This window comes from Pseudoalteromonas nigrifaciens, from assembly GCF_002221505.1.
GTDB classification, from domain to species: Bacteria; Pseudomonadota; Gammaproteobacteria; order Enterobacterales; family Alteromonadaceae; genus Pseudoalteromonas; species Pseudoalteromonas nigrifaciens.
The window spans coordinates 2874452-2897863 of record NZ_CP011036.1 but is presented as its reverse complement, the minus strand read 5'-3'; the positions used below and the strand labels follow the sequence as shown (position 1 = coordinate 2897863).

Below are 23412 nucleotides of genomic sequence, written 5' to 3'. Positions count from 1 at the left end.
CCCAAATAACTGGGTTAATTTAAAAGTGAAGGAATATCATGACTTCTAAAACAGTACTTTATGCTAAGCACCTTGAAGCGGGCGCTAAAATGGTTGATTTTCATGGCTGGGAAATGCCAATTAACTACGGCTCGCAAATAGAAGAGCATAATGCAGTACGCAACGATGCCGGTATGTTTGACGTATCGCACATGACCATTGTTGATATACAAGGCGAGCAAGCACAAGCATTTTTACAAAAACTAGTAGCAAACGATGTTGCTAAACTTACCGTACCTGGTAAAGCGTTATATACCCCAATGCTAAATGAGCAAGGCGGCGTAATTGACGACTTAATAATTTATTTTTTCAGTAACACCTCTTATCGCCTAGTTGTTAACTCAGCAACTCGCGAAAAAGACTTAGCTCACCTTGCTAAAATATCAGCCGATTTTGCCGTTACCGTTACAGAGCGTAACGAATTTGGCATGATTGCAGTGCAAGGCCCTAACGCTAAAGCTAAAACTGCCACATTATTAACAGCTGAGCAAAATGCAGCAATAGAGGGTATGAAACCATTTTTTGGCGTGCAAACAGGTGATTTATTTATTGCCACAACGGGTTATACTGGCGAAGACGGTTACGAAATTGTAGTGCCAAAAGAGCAAGCTGCCGATTTATGGCAACAACTGTTAGACGCAGGAGTTGCACCAGCAGGTTTAGGCGCACGCGACACGCTACGTTTAGAAGCGGGCATGAACCTTTATGGCCTAGATATGGACGAAAGCGTATCGCCACTAGCGGCTAACATGGCTTGGACTATTGCATGGGAACCACAAAGTCGTGACTTTATTGGCCGTGATGTACTAGTACAACAACGCGCCGACCAAAGCACTGATAAACAAGTAGGCCTAGTGCTAGAAGAAAAAGGTATCTTGCGCAGTGGCTCTAAAGTAATTGTTGATGGTGGCGAAGGTGTTATTACTTCTGGCACTTTTTCACCAACACTGGGTTACAGTGTAGCGCTTGCACGTGTACCACGTTCAACGGGCGACACCGCTCAGGTAGAAATGCGTAAAAAATTAGTTACCGTAAAAGTAGTAAAGCCTGGCTTTGTACGTAACGGTAAATCAATACTTTAAAGTATAAATAAATTTAATTTTGGTGCTATCACCCAATATAAACCAAAGGACAAAACAAAATGAGCAATATCCCTAGCGAGTTAAAGTATGCCTCTTCACACGAGTGGGTTCGCAACGAAGGTGACGGTACGTTTACTGTTGGTATTACTGAACATGCGCAAGAGTTACTTGGCGACATGGTATTCGTAGAACTTCCAGAAGTAGGCGACGAAGTAGATGCAGGCGAAGAGTGTGCAGTAGCAGAATCGGTAAAAGCAGCATCAGACATTTACGCACCAATTGGTGGCGAAATTGTTGCAATTAACGAAGAGCTAGAAGACGCACCAGAAACAGTTAACACCGACGCGTTTGGTGACGGCTGGTTATTTCGCATTAAAGCATCAGATGAGTCTGAGCTTGAAAACCTATTAAATGCAGAAGACTACGCAAACACTATTGACGAAGATTAATCTTTAGTGAGTAAAAAGCCCCATTATTTAAAACATTGGGGCTTTTATGATTTTGCTGCTTACCTTTCCATACACTGTAAGTTATTAAATCATATTAATTTTAAGTTATTGCTGGTTACCCATTAGTAATAATCACATTTTTTGGATCATAGGAATCTGGACACATGTCAAACGCCAAATCTCTTGAGCAGTTAGAGCAAACGCAAGATTTTATTCGCCGCCATATTGGGCCAAGCCCAGCGCAAGTAAGCGATATGCTTAGCGCGCTTGAAGTATCGAGTGTTGAAGAGCTGATCGGTCAAACTGTACCTGCAGGTATTCGCCTTGAGCAGCCTTTAACCGTGGGCGAAAGCCGCACCGAAGTTGAAACACTAAGCTACTTAAAGTCAGTAGCAAGCAAAAATAAAGTTTTCAAATCGTATATTGGCCAAGGCTACCACCCAACACATGTACCGCACGTAATTTTACGTAACGTACTAGAAAACCCAGGTTGGTATACTGCGTACACTCCATATCAGCCAGAGATAGCGCAAGGGCGTTTAGAGTCGCTACTTAACTTTCAAACTATGACCCTAGATTTAACCGGCCTAGATTTAGCAAGTGCATCGTTACTTGACGAATCAACCGCTGCAGCAGAGGCTATGGGCCTTGCAAAACGTGTATCTAAAGCGAAAAAAGCCAATGCATTTTTTATTGCCGACGACGTACACACACAAACAATTGACGTAGTAAGCACCCGCGCCGAGCAGTTTGGTTTTGAAATAATTGTTGGCAAAGCAGCCGACGCTGTTAACCATGAGATTTTTGGCGCGTTATTTCAATACCCATCAACAACTGGTGAAGTGGTAGACATTACCGACCTAATTGCTGGCGTACAAAGCAAAAAGGCAATTGCCTGTGTTGCTGCCGACATTATGAGTTTATTACTATTAAAAGCACCGGGTAAATTAGGCGCAGACGTAGTATTAGGTTCAGCACAGCGTTTTGGTGTACCTATGGGTTACGGCGGTCCTCACGCTGCATTTTTCGCAACGCGTGATGCATACAAACGTTCATTACCAGGTCGTATTATTGGCGTATCTAAAGACCGTTTAGGTAACGATGCACTGCGTATGGCAATGCAAACGCGTGAGCAACACATTCGCCGCGACAAAGCCAACTCAAACATTTGTACCGCGCAAGTATTACTGGCCAACATGGCAGCGTTTTACGCTGTGTACCATGGCCCACAAGGCTTAAAAACTATTGCTCAGCGTATTCATCGCTTTGCCGATATTTTAGCTGCAGGCTTACAAGCTAAAGGCGTGAGCCTTAAACACAACACCTGGTTTGATACCCTAACGGTAGTAAGCGATAGCAAAGCCGACGTTATTGCGCGTGCACTAGCAAGCGGTGTTAACTTTGCTACTAACCGCGATGGCGAATACTCAATTGCCGTATCAGAAACCACCACACGTGCAGACGTAGCGCAGTTATTTGATATTGTATTAGGCGAAGGCCATGGCCTAAGTGTTGATGCAATTGCAGCCGATATTGAAAACAATGGCAGCACGTCAATTCCAGCAAGCTTAGAGCGTGATGACGAAGTATTAACGCACCCTAACTTTAATTCGTACCACAGCGAAACTGAAATGCTGCGTTATATTAAGCGCCTAGAAAACAAAGATTTAGCGCTTAACCACTCAATGATCTCGTTAGGTTCATGTACCATGAAACTAAACGCGACTGCTGAGATGATCCCAATTACCTGGCCTGAATTTTCAAACTTGCACCCATTTTGCCCGCTAGATCAAGCACAAGGCTATCAAATTATGATGGGCGAACTGCATGATTGGTTGGTAAACATTACCGGTTACGATGCGGTTTCATTGCAACCTAACTCAGGTGCTCAAGGTGAATACGCAGGCTTAATTGCCATTCGTAAATACCACGAGTCACGCGGCGACGCTCACCGTAACGTATGTTTAATTCCAAGCTCGGCGCATGGTACTAACCCAGCGTCGGCACAAATGGCCAGCATGAAAATTGTGGTGGTTGATTGTGATAAAAACGGTAACGTAGACATGGCCGATCTTAAAGCGAAAGCAGAAGCGGTAGCCGAAAACTTATCGTGTATTATGATCACTTACCCATCTACACACGGCGTATACGAAGAAACAATTCGTGAAATTTGCGATATTATTCATCAGCACGGCGGCCAAGTTTACATGGACGGCGCAAACATGAACGCGCAAGTTGGCGTAACTAGCCCAGGCTTTATTGGCTCAGACGTATCGCACTTAAACTTGCATAAAACCTTTTGTATTCCACACGGTGGCGGTGGTCCAGGTGTTGGCCCAATTGGTGTTAAATCGCACCTTGCGCCATTTATGCCTAACCACAGCATTATTAACGTACCAGGTACTAACGAAGGTAACGGAGCGGTATCGGCAGCGCCATATGGTTCAGCGTCTATTTTACCTATTTCGTGGGCTTACATTACCATGATGGGCTCAGAGGGCTTAAAACAAGCCACTGAAATGGCAATTGTAAATGCTAACTACTTAACGCATGAGCTAAGCAAGCACTTTCCAATTTTATACCGTGGCCGTAACAACCGTGTTGCGCACGAATGTATTGTTGACTTGCGTCCGCTTAAAGAGTTGTCGGGTATTACTGAAATGGACGTAGCTAAACGCCTACAAGACTACGGTTTCCATTCACCTACTATGTCGTTCCCAGTAGCGGGCACGTTAATGATAGAGCCTACCGAGTCTGAGTCTAAGGTTGAGATCGACCGCTTCATCGAAGCAATGGTGTCAATTAAGAGCGAAATCGACAAAGTAATCTCTGGCGAATGGTCAATCGAAAACAACCCGTTAGTGTTTGCACCGCACACCCAAGGCGACGTGTTAGGTAACGAATGGGACCGTGCATACGACCGTTTTTACGCAGCATTCCCAGTGCCAAGCGTGGCTAAAAACAAGTTCTGGCCAACCGTAACACGTATTGACGACGTATACGGCGACCGTAACTTAGTGTGTGCTTGCCCACCGGTTGAGACATACCGCGATTAATTTTTTGAAAAAATTTCTACTGTAGAGTGGAAATTTATCAAAATTATAAAAGCCGTTGCAGTAATGCAACGGCTTTTTTGTTTGCCCAGCGAAGCTGGCAAACCCGATAGGCTGAAAGATGCCTTATTACCCTGACTAAGGGGAAGATAATCTGAATGGCAAGGGCGTCACTGGCCAACGGTGGGGTCTGAAGGAAGCCATAAGAAGTTAGAGGTACACAACTAACCGTAACCTGTTTCGGCAGTATTGGTGGGTCAGCGTGCAAAATAGCGCAACGCCCTATACTTAGTCAGACCAATACTGTGCTTGAGGGTGGGATTTCTAACAGGGAGCCAGTGCAGTAACTGGGGAAGCCTGGCATCTAAACTTAGTGTAAATAAGTGGCCTAAACTCAAGGGGAAACCCAAGGTTTAACGTCGGTGTGAGGTGGCAGATGAACCCGTAGTAGTGAGTAAGGCTAGGCCGATGAAAGCCAGTAATGGTGTGGAGGACAAAACCAAGCCGACTATCAACAGAATGTTTGATAGGGTCAATTTTAATCAAAAGTTTTAATTGATTGCGAAGGGGGGAAGTATTCTTTAAGTGTATGAAAATCAGGAGTATCGACGTATAGGCTCACATGTATTTCGACGGAAATAGGCAAGAGATGACGGCTAAGCAGGAATGTGGACGCTGAGAACTGAAGGCCGAGCATGGGAGTAATGAGCGACCACTTAGGCAGATTGCCATTCGGCTAGCACACCTAATGTCCTCATGAAGAACACCACTATACATCAATGTGAAACGACAGACATACCGTAAGCAAAGGCAATTGATGACAGTTTACTACAGCTTGTATGGGCAATTATTAGATATTAATAACCTGTACAAGGGATTCAAAAAAGTGAAAGCAGCGAAAGGAGCGGCCGGAATAGATAGGCAGTCCATAGCCGCGTTCGCCTTGAATTTAGAAGAAAACTTGAAACAACTGCAAGGTGAACTGCAAAGCAAGCAGTATCGCGCACAGCCAGTCAAACGGATAGAAATACCGAAAGATGATGGTGGTGTGAGACTGCTGGGAATTCCAACAGTTCGCGACCGCATAGTACAACAAACACTATTGAACATTCTCCAACCGCTCTTCGACATCGACTTTCACCCATCAAGTTATGGGTACAGGCCGAAACGAAGTTGTCATGACGCCATCAGCAAAGCCACGGTATTTATTCGTAAATATCACCGTGAGTGGGTGGTTGATATGGATCTGTCGAAGTGTTTTGACCTACTCGATCACGACTTGATCATAAGCAGCGTCAAAAGCAAAGTGACAGACGGTAGCATCTTAAAACTGCTCAAACAGTTTTTAAAAAGCGGAGTAATGATAGGCAATAATTGGGAAGCGAGTGAGCTAGGAAGTCCACAAGGTGGTGTTATCAGTCCACTGTTGGCGAATATCTACCTAGATGCATTTGATCAAGAAATGAAAAAGCGAAATCACAGAATAGTGAGGTACGCCGACGACATATTGATCTTATGCTGCACAGAAAAAGCAGCCAAGAATGCACTCACAGTAGCGACTCAGATACTCGAAAAAGGCTTAAAGTTAACAGTCAACGAAAAGAAAACGCACATAGCGCATAGTAGTGAAGGCGTAAAATTTTTGGGAGTGGAGATAGGCAGTAATTGGACGCGTATCCAAGCCACAAAACTCAAAGGCTTTAAACAAAGAGTTAAACGATTAACAAAGCGAAATAGTGGCATGAACTTAATTGAAGTAATAAAAAGACTCAATCCAGTGGTGCGCGGCTTTGTAAATTATTTCAGTATAGCCAATTGTAAACGAGTGCTAAATTTGTTGGCAAGGTGGGTGAGACGACGATTAAGGGCAATTCAGTTAAGGTTGTGGAAAAACCCAGCGAGGTTGCATAAGCGACTAAAACAATTAGGGAAAAAGCCGCCATTTAAGTTCATCAAAATGAACTCATGGCGAAACTCTCTAAGTCCATTATCGAATGTAGCGATGCCAAACCAATGGTTTGAGGAGCAAGGTTTATATTCAATGGAAAAAGTAAGTACAGGATGGCTTGCTCAATCGGCGTTTAGAAAATAAGCCGAAGGGATAGAAGAATACAGGAGCCGTATACGAGGCCCGTACGTACGGTTCTGTGAGAGGGATGAGGCAAAAGCCTCACCCTACTCGATGTGCGTGGTGATTCGCCATAAATTATATGGGCGTAGGTTGGGAAGAGTGCAACGAAACCCAACGAATCACAAATATACTTACTCGCTCAAAAGCCAAGAGTATGTGCTATTTAATGTAGGCGTTAAGCTTGCTGGCGCGCGGGCGCCAGCCCAAAAGTTATAAATAACATTGTGCATTCGTAGCCTTCAGGCTACATTTGTTCAGCAAGTTGAATAAATTGGAGTAATTATTATGGCGCTACAAACATCAGATTTTAACCCGTTTGACTATATGGAAACACAGCAAGAAATTAATACATTTTTAGAAGAGTGTTTAGCTGATGATGATCCAAATACCTTTATCGAAGCACTTGGCTTATTAGTTAAAAAACATGGCGTGAGTGATATTGCTAAAGCAGCGGGGTTAAATCGTGAAAGCTTATATAAAGCAGTTAACGGTAAAACCAAACCACGTTGGGAAACTATTTTTAAAGTGATGAAAGTACTGAATCTTCGCCTTACAACGCAAATAAGGTAGGCCGGATAAGCGGCGCAGCCGTGCCATCCGACAGTTCACATAATTGCTTAAATAAACTTAAGAGCTTACGCTTCAGCCCCCAGTAAACTATCAATATAAGTGAGTTCTTCGCTAAAAATACCACTAATGAATGCACTTTGTTCGCTAATTACAGCGTCATGAGGTTGGGCTTTATAGTCTTGTTGGCACCTGACAAGTTCGGTGGCTAACCATTGGCATGTGTTGTTTGCTGTATTTATGGCTGTTTTTAAAAAAGATGACCATTTTATTTTTTGTAGATTAAAGCGGTATAGCGCGACAGCAATTAAGCTATAGGCTTGTTGCTTGGGCGATGGTGCGTTATTGCTCTTTAATGTGTAGCTGTTTAAAAGCTTGGTGCTGATAAGGGCTTGTTGCAGTGCGACTTGCTGTAATTGGCTTAAAAAAGTAGTTGTCATAACGTGTTGTGCCTCTGTGAGCTTAATAACCTGAGCTTCGGATAATAAACTTATCTCAAGCAGCTATTTTCAGCGCTAACTGCGTTGAATTTACTTGCAATAGGCCAGCTATTGACGCGTAAATTCGCCTTGTTTTCACTGAAAGCCTTTGGCTAGAGAAAATAAAATTAAATATAAATATGATTCAATACGTTAGTAAATCTCTTAACCAGAGTTCAGGTTTAATAGTTAAGGTTAAGCAAGGCGTTTTATGACTCATGCAGTACCGAAAAATACAGCAACATTGATAGCAAAATAGGGCTGACTCTTTACTGAATTAATCAAACATAATTGTAATTGGGTGGGGAGCAGGTTTGTGTTGTCTTTTTTATGGGGAGCGCAGGAGCCTGTGTTTTATTGGTGAAAAAATCACGAACTAAAATATCATTCCCTTGAAGCTTAAAGCCTTTCACTTTTCCTTTATATGAATTTCATCTACAACTGCGTTATTATCTAAAAGGTATTAACCAAACCCGAGAACACGTTGAATTATTTAGCTCATCTTTATTTAGCACAGCCTACGGCCGATTCGCACTTTGGTAATTTACTGGGCGACTTTGGTGGTCAACGGCATTTAAACCAGATACCTATAACGGTAAAGAATGCGCTCGATAATCACTATTTAGTGGATAAATTTACTGACTCTCATCCTATAGTTAAAGAGGCTAAACAGTATTTTTCATCTAAGCGTAAGCGTTTTGCAGGGGTGGCTATTGATGTGGTGTTTGATCACTTTTTAATTATGCATTGGCAAAAATATAATCTACAGCCATTAAACGACTTTAAACAAACTAGCTTTGCGCTTTTGCATAAGCGTATGCCTGTAATGCCGCCGCGAATGCAGCACGTTGTAAAACACATGACCGACAACGATTGGTTTAAAGAGTACGAAACCCTTGATGGGGTAGGGCTAGCACTTGATAATATAGCCAAGCGCATTCGCTTTACTAATACCTTTGCTGGTGCTGTTGATGATATAGCAAAGCATTATGATGAATTGAATGTTGTATTTTTAGCATTTTTCCCTGAGCTGATTACGCATGTAAATCAGTTTAATCTTGAAAACGCTAAAAACATCCGTGGGTTTTATACTTTATAGCCGGGGGATTTAATCCCCGAATCTACTTTTTATCCTCGGTAATAAACCTGATTTAGCTATCGGGTGCTTCTAATGTAAATACTAAATGTTTACGCATATCTTTTAAAACAACGCCTTTTTTTAGCATGGCTGCGCTTAAGCGCTTTTGCCATTTTAATAACTCTGGTTTTGCTGCAGCTAAAGCTTGCTCGTTGTCAAATTGAAAGCACAGTAGTAAGGAGCCAGGGAATAAGTGATATTGAACGTCAAACCAGCATTGCAGCATACCAGGGAGCTCTGCTAGGCCTTGTTTTTCGAGTGTATCGGCAATATTAAGGACAAGCGCTTGCTGTTTTATTTGCACTGCAGAGAGTTTTTTCATTGTTTTATCCAAGTTGTAGGCTAACAAATACAGCCATAAGTGCTCATTATACCCAAGCTTTTAGGTGAGCAACAACTTTGAGGATAGTTAACCTAAACTCTGGATAATAAATTTATCTCAAGCAGCTATTTTCAGCGCTAACTGCGTTGAATTTATTTGCAATAGGCCAGCCATTAACGCGTAAATTCGCCTTATTTTCACTGAAAATCTCTGGCTAGAGAAAATAAGTTTAAACATCATTATTATTATTCAATGTGTTAGTAAATATCTTAACCAAAGCTCGGTGGTTAAAATAAAAGGCGCTGTTCAAAGTGGTTTTTAAAGGCTAATCTGGGCTTATTGTAAAAAGACGGTAGTAATAAGTTAATGAGTAAAACCACGAGTGGTATGCAGGCTTATCAGCAGCAAGAAGAAGGTTATCGAATTAAAGCGTTAAGATTGTACCCTTGGGTATGTGGGCGCTGTGCACGTGAGTTTGAGTATTCTAATTTACGAGAGTTAACGGTGCATCATATTGATCATGACCATAATAATAACCCTGATGATGGTAGTAACTGGGAGTTATTGTGTATTTATTGCCATGATAATGAGCATAATAAATATCACGAATATGTGTTGTACGGCGGCACTACAGAGCAAAAAGTGGTGGCGGCTACACATAACCCGTTTGCCGACTTAAAGGCGCTGCTAAACAAAGATAAATAATGGGTAAACCCATTTTGGCCAAGTGGTTAGTTTGGCTTACTTATTTCAAAGCTTTAGGGTCTGTTTATCTTTCAAGGTTAAATTTGCAACAGTGTGTTTGGTATTTAGGCAAGGCAGAGCCTATGTGGTGTGATTATTCCCCATAAATAGGCGATAACGTAGCATCAATGCCAAACATGCGCTGCCCGAAGGGGTCTTAGGGGCAATTAACTCTTTGTTAGGGGCATGAGCAGGATGCAAAAGCTTTGCTCGGTTTTTACTTATTCTTACATGGATGTAAGCCAGTAGAATAACGCAGGAGCAGTTATCGAGCCCACTAGGTTACAAACCTCGCGCCGTGATTAACTCGCCCCTAGTTTGAACGAATTTTAATCCGCAAAGGTCAGCAGAACCTAATCTTTACTAAATACGGCGCAGTCGCGGCCTTGTTTTTTTGCTTGATACATAGCATCGTCGGCGCGTTTAAACCAGCTAGCAACTGTGGTGCCCGGTACCCAAGCTGCAACACCAAAAGATACAGTAATTGAGTTACCTGTAGGTGTTTTCAACTCGTTTTTTATTGTTTCGCGTAGCTTGTTTATAAAGCTAACTTGCTCTTTGGACGGGATTTCGGGAATTATTAGCACAAACTCTTCGCCACCAAAGCGGTATAGCTTATCTGATTCTCTTATATGTGAATTGGTAATTGACACTAACTGCTTTAGTACTCTGTCTCCTTCGGCGTGGCCGAATTCGTCGTTTACCTTTTTGAAAAAGTCTAAGTCTAAAAACGCTAATAAATAAGTGCTGTTATAACGCTCTGCTCGCGAAATGGCGGCTAGTGTATCGTCGTTAAGCGCACGGCGATTTAATGCGCCGGTTAAAGGATCGGTACTGTTTAGTTCTGCAAGTAAAGCAAGCTGCTTGTTGCCAAAACAGGCATATACAAAAGCGCAGGCAGCTAACATTAAGTTGGTTGTAAAGTAAGAGTTTAGCGGTATAGCATCGAATAAATTAGGTATACTCGCAATAATTGCGACATTGCTAAGGGTGAGTATGAGCGCTTCTATTGGTTTAACTAAAAAAAACGTAACGGCTACTACCGGATAAATCCATAGCATGCTGTTAATGCCGTTGGTAATTATAATGGCGATAACGCTAATATTAACAAGCAATGCAATAACGGCGCTAATAACACGCGGCTTTTTAGTGTAATGAGCATAACCGACTAAGGTTAAAATACTGCTTACAATGGCTAAGTCAATTAGCGCTGCGACTATGTTATTTTCTATAAAACGAATAATAATAAATGGCGTAATACCAAAAACTGACACAATACTGAAAATTAAGAGTATTGAAAGTTGATGTTTGTCTTGTAGTTGCTTGAACATAAATGCCTCAAGGTAATAAGTATAATAATGCCAAACCTAAACTAGTGATAGCTTAAGCAAGCGGTGCGCTTTTAAGTTTTTATTTACTACTTTGTAGGTTGGCACAGCGCAACGTGTTACAAGTTATAGCGTTGCGCTATAAAATAGTCAACTAAGTTAGAAGTTTAGCCTAAAGTTAACTAAGGCAAAACAGCAGGAAAAACTAGCTTGAACTGCAGAGCACTTTAGCTAGTTTTTAATAAGAGGTATTTACGCGGGGCCAACTAATTGCATTGTCACAATAGATAAAATAAGTACTGCTAAACCAAAACAAACAACCCAGTTTAATTTATGACCAAACAACAACCAAGTTGCCAGCGCAGTACCGCTAATTGAAAGAGCTCCCCACGTGGCGTAGGCAATAAACAGTGGGATGCCTTGCACAGCGAGGGTGAGTAAGGCAAACGCGGCCATAATAAAAACAATGGCAAGTATGCCAAAGCGTTTATGTTTAAATCCGTGCGACATTTCTAAAAATACGTTGGCGGCAATGTCAAAAATTACTGAGCCAAGAATATAAAGCCAATATACTGTCATTGTTTTTGCTCTTGCATAGCGTGGCCGCTGTTAATTATAACAATGCCGATAATAGCTAATAAAAGTGCAAACATTTGGCCAATAGAAATAGCTTCGCCTAAAAATACAAATGACACAGATGCAATTAATATCATCCCCAAACCTTCCCAGAAGGCGTTAGCAAGTGCGATAGGAATTTTGCTGGTGGCTTGGCTAAGAGCAAGATAAGCTAAGCCAACCATTAAAGTTACAAATAAGCTACCTAATAGTAACTGGTCTTCGTTTACCAGCCACTTCATTACTGTTGTACCTATAACCTCAAGAGTTACAGCTATTATTAAATATATCCAATGCATTTTTCCTGCTCTTAATACTAAAACATTGTGCGTATAATACTGCTTATTATTTTTATACTATAATTGCTCAGAGTCAAAATAATTGACACTAAGGGGGCTTGATGAAATTAGAGTCGTTACAGTACTTTGTGATGATTGCACAAACCGGCTCTATTGCTAAGGCGGCAGCGCGTTTGTCGGTTAATCGTAGCACTATGAGTATGGCGCTATCGACGCTAGAGGATCAGTTGGGTACTGCGCTATTTATTCGCACTGGTAATAGTATGCAATTAGCCCCCGCGGGTGAAAAAATAATTGACGATAGCATTCGCTTAATTAACCTTGCTGAGAGTATTAAGCACCGCTGCCTGCACGATGACGAGCAACTGCCACACCGCTTAGTTATTGGCCGTGATGATGCTTTACCCGAAGCCTTTTGGCGCGAAATTATTCGCAGTATTCGCAAGCGCTACCCAGGTATATCGTTAGAAATGCACTATGCGAGTGCAAATGCGTTGCAGCAAATGGTTGAAGAGGGCTTTATGGACTTAGCTTGTTGCTTAGATCAGAGCTTGTATGCAAATACTCAGCTACCTTTACAAGTTTTGGGCTGGGTGGCATTGCATATGGTTATTGCCAAAGATCATCCGTTAACGCAAATGCGCTATGTAAGTAATGAAGACTTAGCCAGTGTGCCGCAAATTGCTTATTTAGATTTAAGCCAAAGTGACATTCAAACTAATGTATCTGAGCGTTACGATATTGCGTTAAGTAGCTTTGAGTTAATTAGGGATGCAATACGCGACAAGCTAGGTTGGGGTTATGTGCCAGAGCCATTATTAAAAGGGTTTCAACCACAAGAGGTGGCGCGCATTGCTCATGGCTATAATGTTTCGTGGCATGGGTATGTGGCTATATCGCAGCAAGTAGTTGAAAACGAGCAGCCAATAATTCGTGAGATTCGCCGCCTTATTAGCGATCAGATGGTGGCTTTACCTGGCATCGATATGAGTTTGCCTGCGTAATAGAGGGCTGTTTGTGCACTTATACACAAAAAATAATTGCTCCCTTTCGGCTTTTTAATCAATACAAAAACGACAAGCTAGAATGGCGAAGGTATTGCGAGTATTATAGCCTTTGGCAGTAGCGAAGAGGTGCTCTTTTCGTCTTAGCAATAATATATTAATGGAAGTAACGAATGACAACCAGTGGTCAAAATAACAGTAAAGGTAAAAAAAACAATCCATTATTTGAGGTCGTTTTTAATATTATAGTGCCTTCAATTATTTTAATGAAGTTTTCGGGGCCTGAATATTTAGGAACCGTTGTAGGGTTAATTGTCGCGCTTATATTTCCTGTGGGTTACGGTATTTATGATTTTATTAAAGCACGCTCGTTAAATTTTATTTCATTATTAGGTTTTTTAAGTACTTTATTAACGGGTGGCATTGCGCTGTTTGAGCTTAATGTAGAATGGTTGGCAATAAAAGAAGCGGCTATACCGGGTATTATTGGCCTGACTGTTTTAATGTCGGGTTTTTTTGGTAAGCCATTATTGGCAAAGGTGCTGTTAAACTCGATTTTATTTAAGTTAGATGTAATTTACGATACGTTAGATGCGCGCGGTAATACCCAGCGTTTTAAGCAGCAAATTACCAAGGCTAATTATATTTTAGCGCTTACTTTTGCTTTTTCATCAACTATGAATTACGTGCTTGCTAAGTGGATAGTGACCAGCCCTGCGGGTACGGTAGAGTTTAACGAGCAGCTTGGTGAAATGACCTTGCTCAGTTACCCTATTATTGCTATTCCGTCTATGTTGGCAATGATTGGTATTTTCTTTTATGTGATTAAAGTAATTACTAAATTAACCGGCATGAAGTTTGAACAAATGGTTCATTCACAGTAATTTAAGTTACTAAGTTTTTAGTATAAAAAGGCTTACAACTATGTGTTGTAAGCCTTTTTGCGTTTATAGCGGCTCGGGTTTTGCCTCATTGGTATGAGCTTCAAATAAGGCGACTTCGTCGGTAGGCTGGCTTACGCTATTTTTTTGTAGCGCAACATATAGATCGGAGTGAACATAAATGCCATTTTTACCCGATACCATTCCGGCAATTTCAAACCACGATAGAAGCTGGCGTTTTCTACCTGCTAGCTCAAGGCTAATGCCACGCTTTTTAAATATAACGTCTAAATCGGCAAGCATGGCCATAACGCTTAAATCTAAATGGGTAAAGCAAGGTACGGCATCAATAATAACGCATTGGGTATCGTCTTTTTGTTTTGCGTATTGCTCAAGTAATCTGCGTTTAAAGTAACTGGCATTAAAGTAAGTTAATGGCGAATTAAAGCGGTAAATAAATACCCCTTGCACGGCTTTTGCTTTATCGGTGGCATCTAAGCTTCTTACCACGCCTTTTATGTCTACGCCTAATATGTTGTCGGTAGGGCGCATTACGGTGCGAATAAATTGAAATAAACCCAGTAATACAGCAAGCGTAATACCCGGAATAACACCAATAAACAGCACTGCAAACAAGGTGGCTAAGGCAAGGTAAAACGCCTGCTTATCTTTAAACTTTAGTTGCCATACCGCTTTTAAATCTAACAAATGCACAGAGGCAATAATAAGTACCACGCCGAGTGCTGCACTAGGTATAAACTCGAGCGGGGCTGTTAAAAAAATAGCAATAATAGCAATAATAGTGGCGGCTATAATCGACACTAATTGCGTTTTACCGCCATTAGCGTCGTTAACTGCGGTGCGAGAGTCGGCGCCACTTACGGCAAAGCCTTGCGACAATGCAGAGGCGAAGTTGGCAATACCTAGGGCTCTAAACTCTTTATCTGCATCTATGTCGTAGCCATTTTTTGCGGCAAAACTACGCGCTGTTAGCATCATACTTACAAAGCTCACTATGGCTAAGTTAAGTGCCGGCACAACTAGTTCACGAATAATACCAATATCAAATACAGGGGTGTTAAATACCGGCAGTCCGCCGGTTACTGTGCCTATGGTTTTAATATTAAATTGCTCTAAATTAAAAAACCACACTAATATTGCGCCCAAGGTAATGGCAAACATTGATGCGGGCCATGTAGGCTTTAGTCGTTTCATAACAAAGTAAATAACCACAGTAAATAAGGCCATTAATAAAGTGGGAATATGGGTTTGTGATAAATAAGTGGGCACACCCCCTAAGCGTTCAAGTAGGTATCTTTCATCAAAGGTAAAACCAAATACTTTAGAAAACTGACCCACAATGATAGTTATGGCTACACCGTTTAATAAGCCCATTAAAATAGGCTTAGATAAAAAGTCTGCTAATACACCTAATTTAAATTTACTGGCTATAAAACACCAAAAACCAGTCATGGCGGTCATGGTTACAACTAGCTGCCAGTGCTTAAAACTGTCGCCTGCGGCAAGCGGGGTTACTACTGCAGCTATAACTGCACAGGTTGCGGCATCGGGGCCAACTATTAATTGTTTTGAGGTGCCAAAAAGTGCATATAGCATCATGGGTAGTATGCAGGAATACAGCCCAACTGCAGCATTAACACCAGTTAACTGTGCATAAGCAATAGCAACGGGTAGCGCCACGGCGGCAACCGATAATGCCGCTCTTAAATCATCAGCAAACCATTGTCGTTCATAATGAAGTAAAGTATTTAAACCCGGCATAAAATTATATAAACGCGACAGCACTACCTTTCCTTATTAATAGTAATTGCTCTTTGATATTAAGTTTTATATTAAGATAAGTATAGCTAGGGAGTGGGTTTTTTATGCAATATAAAGCTACTATTATTTAGGCATAAAAAAGCCTGCATAAAAGCAGGCTTTAGCCTTCAGGGAAAATTAAAATTTAGCGCGAATGCCTAAGCTATAACGGCGATCCGCCTCAGTGTACTTCCAAGCACCGCCTAGTTCAGATAGGTAGATTGAAGGTTCACCGGTTAAGTTTGTTGCGTTACCTACTAGGGTAAAGTTTTCGTTTATGTCCCAACTTGCAGAAAAGTCTAATTGGCCTCTGTCATCGCGGTAGTTATTACCATAAACAGTACCGTCTTGTGAAATGCTGCCGTTAGAGTTAATGTTTTCTACGCGTTTTTCGTTTTCAGTACTTAAGAAACCGTCACGGTAGTTATAAGCAAGGCGAGTAGAGAAACCTTCGTGTTCCCAAAATACTTGTAAGTTATAAGTGTTTTTAGAAATGTCTAATAATGGGTTGCCGTTTGGCTGTTCGCTGTCTGCGTAAGTGTAGTTTGCATTAATACCCAAACCAGAAAACGCACCCGGAAGGCTTGTAAAAAACTGCTGGTAACCTACTTCAAAACCTTGAACAGAGCCGTTTTCACCGTTAATATTTTTAACGGTATCGATGCCGGTAAGCCCTGCATCTCTAAGGCCCGCAACGTGATTAAAACCATCAGCATCTACAGGATAGTTAGTTGCATCAGAGTAAACCATATTATCTTGAGATACGCCGGCAGTATCAAGCTGACATACTTGGTTCCACTGTGTTACGTTTTGCAGTGCAGCGGTAGTTGATGAGGCAACACACGTGCTTTCGTTGCTTAAAAATGACTTAACATCTTTATAAAATAGTGCAAAAGACAATACGTTACCTTCATTAAAGTAATGCTCTACAGATAAGTCGTATTGGGTTGCGCGGTATGGTTCTAAATCAATAGCTCCTTGAGTTGCACCCGTTCGGTCGTTATTTACGTCAAATGCTGGGCTTAGCTCGCTAAAGTCGGCTCTGCGCATAACTTTTGCTGCAGCAAAGCGAAATAGTGTTTCGTCTGAATAGTTATATGTCACGTTTAAGCTAGGTAAAAAGTCTGTGTAATCATTTTCACCTGTCACTTTTACACCGTTTTGGTAAACACTTGACTCAAGATCTGTTGTTACATAACGAGCGCCCACAATGGCTGTAACGCTATCAAAATCTAAATAAGCCGATATATAAATTGCAGCGGTGTCTTCAACTACATTTTTGTATGCGCTTTCTTGAAACTCTTGATTGTCGTGTAAGCTCCCAGTAGACGCTAAATTAGTGCCTGCTAATAGTTGTTGTAATTGAGCATACGTATTACTTGGGTTAGATAAGCCATTATAAGTAAGGAATGTTAATAGATCGTTTTGACCAGAGTGACCCAGTTGATTAAAAGAGTTATCGTGGCTCATAGTTGTAAAGCTGCCAGGGAACAGCGCGTTATAATCATCGGCCCATAAAGTTGCTAATGACCCATCTGAGTCGTTAATAGCGTTTTTATAAATATCTTTAATTTCTACTTTGTATTGTTCATATTCGTAATCGCGTTTAGTAGCGCGAACACCTGCTTTTACTTTAGAGATCCAGTTTGCACTGCTTAACGGCTCAAACATTTCAATATCAAAACGAACCGCTGTTTCATCATTATTGGTTTTTCTATCTTCACTTTTGAATGTTCTTAATGCTAAGTTTTGTGGATTAGTAAATGCAGTTGGATCTGAGTGTATAATGCTTGGTAAGCGATTACCGTCTTGTGAAAATGCGCCATCATATAAATGGTTTACTAAATCAACACCGCCACTGGCTTCAAACGTCGATTTTTCGATTGGACGCAATGTAAATTCTGAGTCTGGTCTTATGCTTTCAGAGGATGCAACAGCAACTTCACCAGAAATTTTGATGCTATCGGTAAGACTCCATTCTGCACCAAGTGCATTTGAAAACGAGTCAGTATCACGAAAATCACTGTATGTTTTAGGAATACCAAATTCGTTAGTTAACGTATAGTTATTTACGCCGTTAGCGTCTTGTGTGGTGTTTGCATCTGTTGATAGTGAACCTGCTACACCTAAAATAGAGTTACCAGCTTGCTCACCAGAGCGCTTAGTACCACTTAAATCAAGGTATACCATGCCATTACCCGAGTGTGGTGCCCACTGAAGTGATAAATTTACAGCAGTACGTTCACGTTTCTCTACATATTGCTCAATACTGTGCTCATCTCTGACGATGGCGTTACCGCTTGGTGTGTTTCCTTCTTGAGCGTTAATTACTATGTCTTGAGGTTTTACGCGGCTAGACGTTTCGTCTTGGCGAATTTCGCGATCTTGATATGAAAACATAGCAATGGCACCAAACGTGCCCATTTCATCAAAATCCCAATTATTACCAACAGATCCACTGAAAATAGGCGCTACGTTTTCGGTTTTATCTGCATATTCTGCATCTAATGACATGGCCGCTGTTAGTTTATCTAATTCTAATGGGCGAACCGTTCTTAAACTAACCGTACCACCCAGTGCGCCTTCAATCATATCGGCAGTTGGCGACTTAACAACTTCTACTGTTTTTAAGAAACTTGATGGAAAATCTTGAAGGCTAATGCCATCACGAGAATCGCCAATAGTAGAGCGACCATTTAATTCAACCCGGTTTTGCGGTAAACCACGAATCGAAACACTATCACCCACACCAAAGTCAGAATTAATAGATACACCAGTAATACGTTGCAGGGCTTCGGCAATATTATTGTCTGGTAATTTACCAATGTCTTCAGCAACAACAGCATCAACAATACGACCGTCAGTACGTTTAAGCATTGCAGCTGCTTTCATACTGTTAAGAATTCCTTTTACTTCAATAACCTCTATGTTTTTATCTGCAGTGGCTGAGGTGTTTTCAGACTCTTGTGCAGCTAAAGTAGATGATGTCATTAAAATAAGTGCGGCCGCGCTAATAAGTGCAGGATTACTTTTATGTTGTTTATTGATTAGTGAGGAAGTAATTCGATTAAGCTTCATGTATCTCTCCCGTTTGGGTAATTGTGTGTTGATGATGCGCTTTGGTTTACCAATTTCTCAGGGTTTTACTTTTTTTGGTAACGCGTAAAGTGTGGTTAAAATTAGTCCAATTAAGTTTTAATTTCAAGCTTTGTTTACCAATAATGTGAATTTGGTATTACAACTTTGATTTCTTTTTGTTTAATATTTAACAAATTTAACAAGTTATGTTTTTAATTTATTTTGTAATCGCAGTTAAAAAGTTTAATTTAATGTTGGTATATAGGTTTGTTATTGCTATTTATTAATTATAATTTTTAAAAGCAAGGTGAGTTTAACCTTACTTATTTGGGAAGATTGGGGTTTTAACCTATAAAAAAATTCATTGTTTTAGATAAGAAAGTGCTGATAAGTACCAAGGCGATAAAAAGAAATTAACTTACTGAGGGTGTATGAGGCGTTTATTTAAAATAAGAAATGTAAATTACTTACTGGTAATGGCTTTGTAGTTTTTATTTTAAGTTTAAAATATGGTTGGTTAACCAATTTGGTTGCTAATATAAATAAAATATCGACTGGTAATAATAGTATAAAATTTAAATGCAGATGTACGAGGGGTTAATCGGGGGAAGTTCTTTTTTATGCATTTGCTGAGCGTGACAATATTTAATGGCTACTTGGGGGTAAACTTTTTAAGAGCAAAATGCAGATACTTTGCTATGTATGATGTGCAATTATTTTAGTCGGTTATTATTTTAGTAAGTTATTAGCACTTAAAAAGCCCGCATTATTAATAATGCGGGCTTTTCTTAATTTTAAATTATTAACTAACAATAAATATTTAGCTATGTATGCCAGTTATAATAGTGCACCTACTTTTGTAGTTCACCTGTTGATGATTCAAGGTGAGCACGAATAAACCATTGAAATTGCTCTAGCTCGGCTAGTTGGCTGGTGATCATATCCTCAGAAACCGGATCAAGATCAGCAAGCGTATCTATGGCTTTACGATGATCGCTATTAATACCGCTATATACATTATCGAGTGCACTTAAATGCTCGGTAACGAGGGCTTTACCAATTGAGTACTCGTCCCATGTACGGCGATCAACAATTGATTTTGGCGTACCAACAGGTACTCCACCTAGCGTTGCGATGCGCTCAGCAATGGTGTCTGTCATTTCGCGTACAACCGCAACTTGTGGGTCTAGCATTTCATGCACGCCAATAAAATTAGGGCCAACTACGTTCCAGTGAATATGTTTAAGGGTAAGTTGTAAGTCAATTAGCGCAACCATACGATTGTCGAGTGTAGAGATAGTTTTTTCTGCTGAATCGTTACTCATACCTGGAGCGGTAAATTTAGCTGTTTTGTTACTATTACTCATAATTTCTCCTACTTAATTATTTTGCCCATTAATTACTATATGAACATACTTTACTTTATTTAAAGCAATCACCATGCCGAGAAGGGATTTTAAATAAAGTTGTTTATATACAATCAGATAGGGTTTTCAATATGAGGGGAAGAATGATGTTAAATATTACATATTTGAAAACTATGCACTTTTTTGTAAATTATGCACAGTGTAATAAATATAATAGCTAAAGGGCTTAGCTATTATATTTAATGCTAAGCCCTAAAACTAAGCCCGCAAAGTATTGTTTATTAATTTGGCGAGTTATTCAATCCGCAGTGCCATACAGTCGCTATGGCCGTTAATAATCATGCTTTTATCGACTCGCACACCCGCACCAGAATATTTTCCTGCTGTGGTAAAACTGCATATTTGTACAAAGTAATCGTCTACTTTTGGTAGCGCAAATAATTGCTGATATATTTGCTCTTGGGATGCAAAATGTCCGGCAGTTTCCTCAATGGTTTGTTGTTGCTGATCTACTAGTTGAATATTTGCTCCACAGCGGCCAACAATAGGTTTTACTACATAACCGGTTTGTAATAATTCATTGCTGAGCTCAAACGCGGTATTAAGCAAATATTTATGATTAGGAAATAAACTCCACAGCACAGGTAAGATTGCTTTATTGCTGGGGATTAGTGTCCATAATGGTTCAAAAACCATGACATTTTTACGCAATAATACATCAGCCAAACGCGGGGTTGCGCCTGCTTGCCATTGCGACTCAAAATTATTATTTTGAGCTTGATCAGCCTCGCATTCGTCACGAATTTGCTCAAGTGCTGTTTCCCACGACCAGGTTTTCCATACATAATTAAGTTTATTGCCATCGGCATCAATTATATTGCCAAAGACGTCCCAAGACAGAGTATTTAAACCAATAATAATTTTGCACTCAAAGCCTGCTGCCGTAATTGTTTCTTTCATAAATAAAGCATGGTAATGCTCTTCTGGGTCGTCATCTTGAAGAATATGCACTAAACCTTTTACTTCACTTTTTCGCCACGCTTTTACTAAGTCTTTAAATAAATCTTGCCCTGCATCAATACCTGCTTTAACCCCAAAGTGCTTTGCCCACTTACCCTGAACTTTACCGCTTTCCATATAACACGAAGCGGAGTCGCAATTGTATTCATACACTTTTAAGCCTGCAGGGGTTAGTGCAAAGTCAAAGCGACTGGTGATCAATTGATTTAAGCGGTTATCCCACGATTGACGAATTTTATTGAGTACTACTTCAGGTAAATTAAACTTTTTTAATAGCTCAGGGTGCTGTAACACATAGTCGGTGGCATGCATAAATAAGCTATGCAGCTCATTGGTGGCGTGCTCAATGGCTTGTTGGGCTGTGTGTGAAATAGTAAAGTAGCTATGTTGATCCTCTGCATTGGAGGTAAGCTTGTGGCCTTGCATCATATCTACATAGGCAGCTTCGTCATCATTAGCAATATTTAACCATGACTTTGCGGCTTGGCCTGTATCGGCAATGTTGTTAGATTTTATTGTAAATAAATCTGTGTTTATTTCAGCTGTAGGTTCTGCGTGTTCAATTTGATTAGTTTGGGTCATCCAGCCTAAAATAGTTGCATCGTTATAAGAGCATTCAATCCAATAGTCGCCATCTTTGGTTATTTTAGCTTTAAGCTCGCGGCACCAATTTTGACCTTGTGGCCATGTTTGATGGCCAACATTCTGCTCAGCAAGACGAATTTTATCAGGGTGAACTTCTACTACAATGGCAACATGACCGGTTTCTTCAAACTCGCCACCTTCTTCCCAAATAAGTAAACTACCAACTTGAGGATGATGCTTTGCACCATTTTTAAATGCCTGTAAGGGGAGTCTATTTTGGCTATTAACTTCACGTACTGAGCGTAGCTCAAAAATATCGTAAGCCATGGCTATGTCATCAAAAATATAACCATGATTGAGATACATCCAACGCCTAGCAAACTCAACGCATTGCCATTTATAACCCATATAAATGCCATCTAAATAACTGCGATAGGCACTGCGGTTGGGATAAATACTTTCGTCGGCAGAGTCATAGTCAGACGAGTAAACAGCAACATTACCAGGTGCGTAACCTAATAGTTCACCAAAATCACGAGCTGGAGTGCTAGTTTTCATAACAAGTTTGTTCAAAATAAAGGCCTATAATCTGCTGACTATAGGAGCGAAGTAGCTTGATAGCAAGATAAAATATTATGCCCTTATTTATGTTTTTATTTGCGACAGATAAAGGCTGTATTAATTGAGTTTAACAGCGAGATATTTAATTACATCACCACTAATTTGCGGTAAAAAATAAATGTCATCATATTTAAAGTACTGCACCGAGCTAATAGTTACGGGCTCTGCTGCCGTTGGTAGCGAGTCGTAAAACTGGCCAAGCTTATAGCTGTTGATGTTGTTTACTTTGATTGCTCGATTAACCTGTATTTTAGGCGTATCGACTACCGTGTAGCCGTTATTTTCGGCAATATAATATACATTTTGATAGGTATAATAAGTGTTATTGCGATGCCTTAAGCGTGAGTGATACCTAGGCAGTGATCTAATATGTAAGCCTCTTGGTGGCATTACCTCTCGATAGCCTCTGCTGTGTTTACGATAGTAAGTGCCATTATGGGTATTAAATACTGCACCATTAAAACGTACCGATACACTATTACTAGGAATATGACGTATCACTTTACCTGGTTTATAGTGTTTGTTGTGTACATTTTGCGGATTTGCAAAGGCGTTACTTGAGAGTATAGTAAGTGCTAAAAATACCGCTAACAAAACAGTTAAGTTAATAGTGTTTAGCTTTATGGCTGTTAGTTTCATAGCTATTTGTTTCATAGTAATGTCTCGCTTATGTTTTTTATACATAACCGATATTAGAGCCTAAAACTGAATAGCAACTGATAGCGGCTGTAATTACACAAAGCTTTACATATGTTTACATAACTAAAATGCTTGTTGGTAGGGTTTGAG

19 protein-coding genes are annotated in these 23412 nt (G+C 40.4%); 9 read left to right on the top strand and 10 right to left on the bottom strand.

Annotated elements, in window-relative coordinates:
- Positions 1-38: 38 nt before the first annotated feature.
- The 5 genes from gcvT to PNIG_RS13700 all read left to right on the top strand — a co-directional run bounded on the left by gcvT (position 39) and on the right by PNIG_RS13700 (position 7324).
- A complete protein-coding gene (gene gcvT, locus PNIG_RS13720) occupies positions 39-1121 on the top strand; it encodes a glycine cleavage system aminomethyltransferase GcvT (RefSeq protein WP_011329123.1) in 1083 nt (360 codons plus the stop codon).
- A 59-nt stretch (positions 1122-1180) separates the two neighbouring features.
- A complete protein-coding gene (gene gcvH / locus PNIG_RS13715) occupies positions 1181-1570 on the top strand; it encodes a glycine cleavage system protein GcvH (protein ID WP_011329122.1) in 390 nt (129 codons plus the stop codon).
- A gap of 164 nt (positions 1571-1734) precedes the next feature.
- Positions 1735-4626: an aminomethyl-transferring glycine dehydrogenase gene (gene gcvP / locus PNIG_RS13710; RefSeq protein ID WP_089368720.1), complete on the top strand. Its 2892-nt coding sequence runs from the start codon at positions 1735-1737 to the stop codon at positions 4624-4626.
- An 814-nt stretch (positions 4627-5440) separates the two neighbouring features.
- Positions 5441-6715: a group II intron reverse transcriptase/maturase gene (gene ltrA / locus PNIG_RS13705; RefSeq protein ID WP_089368512.1), complete on the top strand. Its 1275-nt coding sequence runs from the start codon at positions 5441-5443 to the stop codon at positions 6713-6715.
- Between the two features lie 324 nt (positions 6716-7039).
- On the top strand, positions 7040-7324 hold the full coding sequence (locus PNIG_RS13700) for an addiction module antidote protein (protein ID WP_089368719.1): 285 nt from the start codon (positions 7040-7042) through the stop codon (positions 7322-7324).
- 65 nt (positions 7325-7389) lie between these two features.
- Here the strand turns inward: PNIG_RS13700 and PNIG_RS13695 are convergent, their stop codons facing one another.
- Positions 7390-7761 (bottom strand): hypothetical protein, encoded by a 372-nt coding sequence (locus PNIG_RS13695; protein WP_086994464.1) that lies wholly within the window; start codon positions 7759-7761, stop codon positions 7390-7392.
- Positions 7762-8284: 523 nt separating this feature from the next.
- On the opposite strand from PNIG_RS13695, the gene PNIG_RS13690 reads away from it, so the two are divergent.
- Positions 8285-8899, top strand: a complete 615-nt coding sequence (locus PNIG_RS13690) for an acyl carrier protein phosphodiesterase (protein ID WP_086997747.1) — start codon at positions 8285-8287, stop codon at positions 8897-8899.
- Between the two features lie 52 nt (positions 8900-8951).
- Here the strand turns inward: PNIG_RS13690 and PNIG_RS13685 are convergent, their stop codons facing one another.
- A complete protein-coding gene (locus PNIG_RS13685; RefSeq protein ID WP_011329115.1) occupies positions 8952-9260 on the bottom strand; it encodes a hypothetical protein in 309 nt (102 codons plus the stop codon).
- Positions 9261-9626: 366 nt separating this feature from the next.
- On the opposite strand from PNIG_RS13685, the gene PNIG_RS13680 reads away from it, so the two are divergent.
- Positions 9627-9965: a YajD family HNH nuclease gene (locus PNIG_RS13680; protein ID WP_086997751.1), complete on the top strand. Its 339-nt coding sequence runs from the start codon at positions 9627-9629 to the stop codon at positions 9963-9965.
- Positions 9966-10357: 392 nt separating this feature from the next.
- On the opposite strand, the gene PNIG_RS13675 is transcribed toward PNIG_RS13680, so the two are convergent.
- The 3 genes from PNIG_RS13675 to PNIG_RS13665 all read right to left on the bottom strand — a co-directional run bounded on the left by PNIG_RS13675 (position 10358) and on the right by PNIG_RS13665 (position 12246).
- Positions 10358-11335 (bottom strand): GGDEF domain-containing protein, encoded by a 978-nt coding sequence (locus tag PNIG_RS13675; protein WP_089368718.1) that lies wholly within the window; start codon positions 11333-11335, stop codon positions 10358-10360.
- 249 nt (positions 11336-11584) lie between these two features.
- On the bottom strand, positions 11585-11911 hold the full coding sequence (locus PNIG_RS13670; RefSeq protein ID WP_011329111.1) for an SMR family transporter: 327 nt from the start codon (positions 11909-11911) through the stop codon (positions 11585-11587).
- A complete protein-coding gene (locus PNIG_RS13665) occupies positions 11908-12246 on the bottom strand; it encodes a DMT family transporter (RefSeq protein WP_011329110.1) in 339 nt (112 codons plus the stop codon). Before PNIG_RS13665 ends, PNIG_RS13670 begins: the two co-directional genes overlap by 4 nt.
- Before the next feature lie 101 nt (positions 12247-12347).
- On the opposite strand from PNIG_RS13665, the gene PNIG_RS13660 reads away from it, so the two are divergent.
- Positions 12348-13250: a LysR family transcriptional regulator gene (locus tag PNIG_RS13660; protein ID WP_089368717.1), complete on the top strand. Its 903-nt coding sequence runs from the start codon at positions 12348-12350 to the stop codon at positions 13248-13250.
- 173 nt (positions 13251-13423) lie between these two features.
- Positions 13424-14134 (top strand): VC0807 family protein, encoded by a 711-nt coding sequence (locus PNIG_RS13655; RefSeq protein WP_011329108.1) that lies wholly within the window; start codon positions 13424-13426, stop codon positions 14132-14134.
- A 63-nt stretch (positions 14135-14197) separates the two neighbouring features.
- Here PNIG_RS13655 and PNIG_RS13650 read toward each other — a convergent pair whose 3' ends face one another.
- The 5 genes from PNIG_RS13650 to PNIG_RS13630 all read right to left on the bottom strand — a co-directional run bounded on the left by PNIG_RS13650 (position 14198) and on the right by PNIG_RS13630 (position 23277).
- Positions 14198-15937, bottom strand: a complete 1740-nt coding sequence (locus PNIG_RS13650) for a SulP family inorganic anion transporter (RefSeq protein WP_011329107.1) — start codon at positions 15935-15937, stop codon at positions 14198-14200.
- A 153-nt stretch (positions 15938-16090) separates the two neighbouring features.
- On the bottom strand, positions 16091-19030 hold the full coding sequence (locus PNIG_RS13645; RefSeq protein ID WP_089368716.1) for a TonB-dependent receptor: 2940 nt from the start codon (positions 19028-19030) through the stop codon (positions 16091-16093).
- An 851-nt stretch (positions 19031-19881) separates the two neighbouring features.
- Positions 19882-20397 carry a DNA starvation/stationary phase protection protein Dps gene (gene dps, locus PNIG_RS13640; RefSeq protein ID WP_011329105.1) on the bottom strand — a complete coding sequence of 172 codons (516 nt, stop codon included), beginning with the start codon at positions 20395-20397 and terminating at the stop codon, positions 19882-19884.
- A gap of 294 nt (positions 20398-20691) precedes the next feature.
- Complete coding sequence (gene gss, locus PNIG_RS13635) at positions 20692-22560, bottom strand: bifunctional glutathionylspermidine amidase/synthase (protein ID WP_089368715.1); 1869 nt, start codon at positions 22558-22560, stop codon at positions 20692-20694.
- Between the two features lie 120 nt (positions 22561-22680).
- Positions 22681-23277 carry a DUF6515 family protein gene (locus tag PNIG_RS13630; RefSeq protein ID WP_089368714.1) on the bottom strand — a complete coding sequence of 199 codons (597 nt, stop codon included), beginning with the start codon at positions 23275-23277 and terminating at the stop codon, positions 22681-22683.
- Positions 23278-23412 lie beyond the last annotated feature (135 nt).

Bases quoted from the DNA above. Each gene is read 5' to 3' on its own strand.
- PNIG_RS13630 (WP_089368714.1), bottom strand. From the start codon at position 23,277: ATGAAACAAATAGCTATGAAACTAACAGCCATAAAGCTAAACACTATT.
- PNIG_RS13645 (WP_089368716.1), bottom strand. From the start codon at position 19,030: ATGAAGCTTAATCGAATTACTTCCTCACTAATCAATAAACAACATAAA.
- dps (WP_011329105.1), bottom strand. From the start codon at position 20,397: ATGAGTAATAGTAACAAAACAGCTAAATTTACCGCTCCAGGTATGAGT.
- gcvP (WP_089368720.1), top strand. From the start codon at position 1,735: ATGTCAAACGCCAAATCTCTTGAGCAGTTAGAGCAAACGCAAGATTTT.
- PNIG_RS13655 (WP_011329108.1), top strand. From the start codon at position 13,424: ATGACAACCAGTGGTCAAAATAACAGTAAAGGTAAAAAAAACAATCCA.
- PNIG_RS13680 (WP_086997751.1), top strand. From the start codon at position 9,627: ATGAGTAAAACCACGAGTGGTATGCAGGCTTATCAGCAGCAAGAAGAA.
- PNIG_RS13685 (WP_011329115.1), bottom strand. From the start codon at position 9,260: ATGAAAAAACTCTCTGCAGTGCAAATAAAACAGCAAGCGCTTGTCCTT.
- ltrA (WP_089368512.1), top strand. From the start codon at position 5,441: ATGACAGTTTACTACAGCTTGTATGGGCAATTATTAGATATTAATAAC.
- gcvH (WP_011329122.1), top strand. From the start codon at position 1,181: ATGAGCAATATCCCTAGCGAGTTAAAGTATGCCTCTTCACACGAGTGG.
- PNIG_RS13675 (WP_089368718.1), bottom strand. From the start codon at position 11,335: ATGTTCAAGCAACTACAAGACAAACATCAACTTTCAATACTCTTAATT.
- PNIG_RS13695 (WP_086994464.1), bottom strand. From the start codon at position 7,761: ATGACAACTACTTTTTTAAGCCAATTACAGCAAGTCGCACTGCAACAA.
- PNIG_RS13660 (WP_089368717.1), top strand. From the start codon at position 12,348: ATGAAATTAGAGTCGTTACAGTACTTTGTGATGATTGCACAAACCGGC.
- PNIG_RS13665 (WP_011329110.1), bottom strand. From the start codon at position 12,246: ATGCATTGGATATATTTAATAATAGCTGTAACTCTTGAGGTTATAGGT.
- gcvT (WP_011329123.1), top strand. From the start codon at position 39: ATGACTTCTAAAACAGTACTTTATGCTAAGCACCTTGAAGCGGGCGCT.
- PNIG_RS13670 (WP_011329111.1), bottom strand. From the start codon at position 11,911: ATGACAGTATATTGGCTTTATATTCTTGGCTCAGTAATTTTTGACATT.
- gss (WP_089368715.1), bottom strand. From the start codon at position 22,560: ATGAAAACTAGCACTCCAGCTCGTGATTTTGGTGAACTATTAGGTTAC.
- PNIG_RS13700 (WP_089368719.1), top strand. From the start codon at position 7,040: ATGGCGCTACAAACATCAGATTTTAACCCGTTTGACTATATGGAAACA.